General features: G+C 40.5%; 6 protein-coding genes. All 6 read left to right on the top strand.

Translation table 11 applies throughout. The features are described from left to right. Positions 1 to 93 precede the first annotated feature (93 nt). Positions 94 to 531: a GNAT family N-acetyltransferase gene (locus tag PQQ36_RS22250; RefSeq protein ID WP_176310771.1), complete on the top strand. Its 438-nt coding sequence runs from the start codon at positions 94 to 96 to the stop codon at positions 529 to 531. A 136-nt stretch (positions 532 to 667) separates the two neighbouring features. Further along, on the top strand, positions 668 to 985 hold the full coding sequence (locus PQQ36_RS22245) for a hypothetical protein (RefSeq protein WP_273662707.1): 318 nt from the start codon (positions 668 to 670) through the stop codon (positions 983 to 985). Between the two features lie 227 nt (positions 986 to 1,212). Continuing rightward, positions 1,213 to 1,725 (top strand): hypothetical protein, encoded by a 513-nt coding sequence (locus PQQ36_RS22235; RefSeq protein ID WP_273662705.1) that lies wholly within the window; start codon positions 1,213 to 1,215, stop codon positions 1,723 to 1,725. A gap of 282 nt (positions 1,726 to 2,007) precedes the next feature. Next, the gene (locus PQQ36_RS22230) at positions 2,008 to 2,517 is read left to right on the top strand and encodes a hypothetical protein (RefSeq protein WP_024701703.1); all 510 of its coding nucleotides are present in this window, start codon (positions 2,008 to 2,010) and stop codon (positions 2,515 to 2,517) included. 135 nt (positions 2,518 to 2,652) lie between these two features. Beyond that, positions 2,653 to 3,084, top strand: a complete 432-nt coding sequence (locus tag PQQ36_RS22220) for an NUDIX hydrolase (protein ID WP_273662699.1) — start codon at positions 2,653 to 2,655, stop codon at positions 3,082 to 3,084. 684 nt (positions 3,085 to 3,768) lie between these two features. After that, a complete protein-coding gene (locus PQQ36_RS22210) occupies positions 3,769 to 4,245 on the top strand; it encodes a GNAT family N-acetyltransferase (protein ID WP_071192940.1) in 477 nt (158 codons plus the stop codon). Positions 4,246 to 4,332: the final 87 nt, after the last annotated feature.

The following is a 4,332-nucleotide window of genomic DNA, read 5'->3' as shown; positions in this document are numbered from 1 at the left end:
TTAAATTGAATTTAGTGTTTAAGGTACAATGGTTTAGGTTTGGTGGTTGGCGTTGTTCACCACTTAACGCGGCGTTAGGCTTTTGGAGAAAACATGGATATTTCCCTTAGACGGGCGAGCGAGACAGATATTCCTTTCTTGCTGTCATTACGTGATAAAACGATGAGGCAGTATCTAGAAGAAGTAGGTATGCCAACGAGCACGGAAGAATATGAAAAGCGAATACGGTTTGAGTTTCCTCATGCGCAAATCGTTGAATTGGATGGTAAGCCTATTGGGTTGTTCAAAGCCACATACACCGAAGAACTTAACTATTGGAATTTGGTTCAAATTCAGATCTCTCCAGAGTTTCAAGGTTTGAAAATAGGCAGTAAGCTAATTCTTGACCTAATTGCTAAAGCGGAAACAACGAAATCTAAGGTTGGGTTAAGCGTGATTGAAACGAATCCAGCTAAGCAACTGTATTTGAAATTGGGCTTTGAAGTCGTGAAAAGCTCTGGGGCTGAGCAGTTGTTGGAGCTACAAGCCTAACAAGCAATTTAAGAGGGATTCACAACGCTTGGCACTTTTGCTTCTACTTCAAATTTAGTGTTTATGGAACAATGCTTTAGGTATGGGTGGAGGCGTTGTTCACCCCTTAATTGGGCGTTATGTGTAATGGAGAGTTATGATTGAAAATGATATTGATGCTTTGATAGATGAAGAGCTCAAATGCTTTACCCACGCACATCCAATCGATGTTAAGTGTTTTATTGAACATCGAATCAAACCTCGCGCCATACAGCTTTGTATGGATTTAGAGGGAAAGGAATGGAGAGAGTGTTACTTAATCACTGATCATAACAACGTTGAGGATTCTCCGTATCGTGCTGCATTTGATCCTAAATATGATCAGTTCGTCAGGGAAATAACTCTTGAAGATGGAATTCCCCATTATTTAGGGAGTTACCCAAACTTAGAGTCTCTCGTTGATGAGTTTGCGTAAAGTATAACTTATCAACGAGAGATGCTTATTTATCGGGCAAACCACACATAACAAGGCGTTTAAGAGGGATTCATGCCGCGTGGCATTTTTGGTATGCGGTGAGTTTTGTGGTGAAAGTGGTCTGCGGGAAGTTGGTTTAGACGGCATTCACCCCTTAACGCGGCGTTATGTCGCTCTACACTTGATGAGCCTACCGTAGGTTCAAACCCGTGACGTAAACGGGTATAATGGTCGAAAATAAAAAACAATGGAATAAACAGTTGTCTAGTTGGATTTTACAAGACTTTGATATTGGTGATATTTCTTGTCAAATCATTGAGTTTTCAGTTGATAATCATAGCTATGTGATGCTCTTCAATCGAGTTGACGCGACGCGGACTGAAGAGATGATAAGTGAGAAAGCCGAAGAGCTTGGTATAGATTATCGGGAAAACAGTTACGAGGTAAAGTTCGATCTTAAAGAAAACTTTGAATCGGATCAGTTTTTTGAAAGACCGGAAGTTTCTATATCAGTCTCAGGAATGCGTGAGTTAGGTCGAATCATTAAAGACTTACTTGAGTTTCACTACAGAAACAGTAATGCTGAAGCTTATGTTTGTGTTGCAGAGAGCACAAAGTTAAAACGTTTTTATGATCGACTTGCCAAACTCTATACAGAAGAGTTAAACTTTGAAGTGAAAATGAACTTAGGAGAGGAGGGTTTAGGTTATGAGATCACAACCCCAAGTTACAAAAGCTAAAGCTGCTAAACTAGAAGCTATGAAAAAGATCAAAGCTGCATATAGTCAAGCTAAGAAAGAGGGTAAAGTTAAATCTTACCAGGTCTCTCCAGCTTAGTTCTACATTGTTTTAAAAGCGCCGCTCGTAAGAGCGGCGTTTTTGTATCTATAATTCAGCGACATAACAAGCAATTTAAGAGGGATTCACAACGCTTGGCATTTTTGCTTCTACTTCAAATTTAGTGTTTATGGCACAATGCTTTAGGTTGGGTGGTAGCGTTGCTCACCCCTTAATTGGGCGTTATGTTCTTGGAGGACATGGTGGAGTATCAAAGGGACAGGGTAACTTTTGGCGTTTTTCAGAAACTTGTTGTAAAGCTGTATAAAGCCCTCTTATTCAAGCTTTCAAACCAAAAAGAGAAGCTAGAATGGCAGCTAATCTTGATAGCCGATTGTTTACGAATCATTGGGCTTTGTAGGTTAGCTTATCGGATGGCTTCCAAAGTGCATACTTCAACGTCTAGCGTTAAGAACAAGTTCTGGTCAACCCATGTTTCAGGTATGGCTCTGCAATATTCAGGTGACATGATTGGCGCTGAAAAAGCATTCTTAAAAAGCCAGGACTTTGCTTGTGAGCTTTCTTTGAGTTTTAGCTTGCAGCATTTGGGTAAATTGAACGTTGAGGTTGGCAACTATAAACTGGCAGAGCAACAGTTCATAGAAGCATTGGTAATTCGAGAAAAATTGAAACGGGCTGACTTGGTAGAGTCGACTAAAAGGGCGGTTCGAGGACTACAAAAGCTACGAACATAACAAACTGTTTAAGAGTGATTCGCAACGCGTGGCATTTTTACTATGCGTTGCGTTTAGTGTTTAAAGTGGTATGCGGGAGCTTAGGTATTGCGTTGCTCACACCTTAACAGGGCGTTATATGCACGGGAGAGTACAGTGGAAGAAAGAATCCGAAATAGGGAAGTTAAAGTCTGCCCTGTAGTGCTTAGAAAATCAGGAAACAATCGCGAATTACTGCTGTTTGAACATCCATTAGCTGAAGTTCAGTTGGTTAAAGGCACATTAGAACAGTCGGATATTTCTATTGAAAGTGCCGCCTTGAGAGAACTGGAAGAAGAGACAGGATTATCTAGCGTATTAAGAACTCACTACCTAGGTAGTTGGGAAAGCGGTTTTCAAAATCACTTGTGGCACTTCGTGCTTTGTGAAATAGAACAACAACTACCGAATAACTGGAGTTTCTTTACTCAAGACGATGGCGGGCATGAATTCAATTTCTTCTGGCATAAAGTAGGCAGTCATCCAGAGTTTAAGTGTCATAAAGTATTCTCTGACGCCATCAAACAAATAGAAATTCTGTGCATATAACAAACAATTTAAGAGGGATTCCCAACGCTTGGCATTTTTGTTTCTACTTCAAATTTAGTGTTTATGGCACAATGCTTTAGGTTTGGGTGGTAGCGTTGCTCACCCCTTAATTGGGCGTTAGCACTGGGTTGGCATCAAAGGTTAAAAGTTTCTGTTTTTATTGGTTTCTTTTCCTCGCTTTACACCGGATCAAATGTGCCTTTCATGTTCGCTCCGGTGGCACTATATGAGTTGTTTTCGCTTTTATTTCACCGTTTACGGTTTCTAACTTTTGGGCTATTTCTCTGGTGTTGTTTCTTTGGTGTAGAGAAACTTTAGGTAAAAATGTGGTTCTTTGCCGCTGCTGTTCAGGTTCGAAGCCCGAATCCTTTGCTAATTTGAAAGCGGTGAAATAGGGCAGTTAGGCATGTTTTTCTTCTAGCCAACTTACGTCTTGAGTTAGTTTTAAGCTTGGCAGCTGCCCGTTTGGTTTCAGTGTTTTAAACCATAAATTTTGTGCAAAATTTCAGCTTCTTGGCGTGTGCCAAAGGCTTTAAGGGCAGCGTGCTAACAAACAATTTAAGAGGGATTCGTAACGCGTGGCATTTTTACTATGCGTTAATTTTGGTGATTAAGGTGGTTTGCGGTAGCATCGGTGTTGCGTTACTCACCCCTTAATTGGGCGTTATAACCTAGTGGGAAATAATGAACTTAGTCGAATTCCAAAAAACGGATTTTCACCTGCTTATCAAATGGATCGACTCAGATGAGTTGAACTATTTATGGGGTGGTCCAGCTTATACTTTTCCGTTGACTTATGAACAGATCATTGCCCATTGTGCCAAGGAAGAAGTATTTCCTTACTTGCTAAAAGTAAGTGGTCAGAATGCTGGGTTTGTGGAGTTGTATAAAGTCACCAATGAGCATTATCGAATTTGTCGTGTGTTTATCTCAAACTCTTATCGTGGGCAGGGCTTATCAAAATCTATGCTCAAGTCATTAATAGATAAAGTCCGGACAGATTTTTCTGCGACTATGCTTAGTTTAGGCGTTTTTGAACATAACACTGTAGCTAGAAAGTGCTATGAATCTTTAGGTTTTAATGTCGTTGGGATTGAATCTGGCACCAGAACTTTTAATGGTCAATTATGGGGTTTGGTGCGAATGGAAAAACGGTTATAACAAGGCGTTTAAGTGGGATTCATGCCGCGTGGCATTTTTGGTATGCGGTGAGTTTTAGTGGTGAAAGTGGTCTGCGGAAGGTTGGTT

Origin of the sequence: Vibrio sp. CCUG 15886 (genome assembly GCF_028570825.1) — a bacterium.
Classification (GTDB): Bacteria; Pseudomonadota; Gammaproteobacteria; order Enterobacterales; family Vibrionaceae; genus Vibrio; species Vibrio vulnificus_B.
Note: the sequence above shows the minus strand (reverse complement) of the source record. Positions and strands in the feature narration are given on the sequence as shown.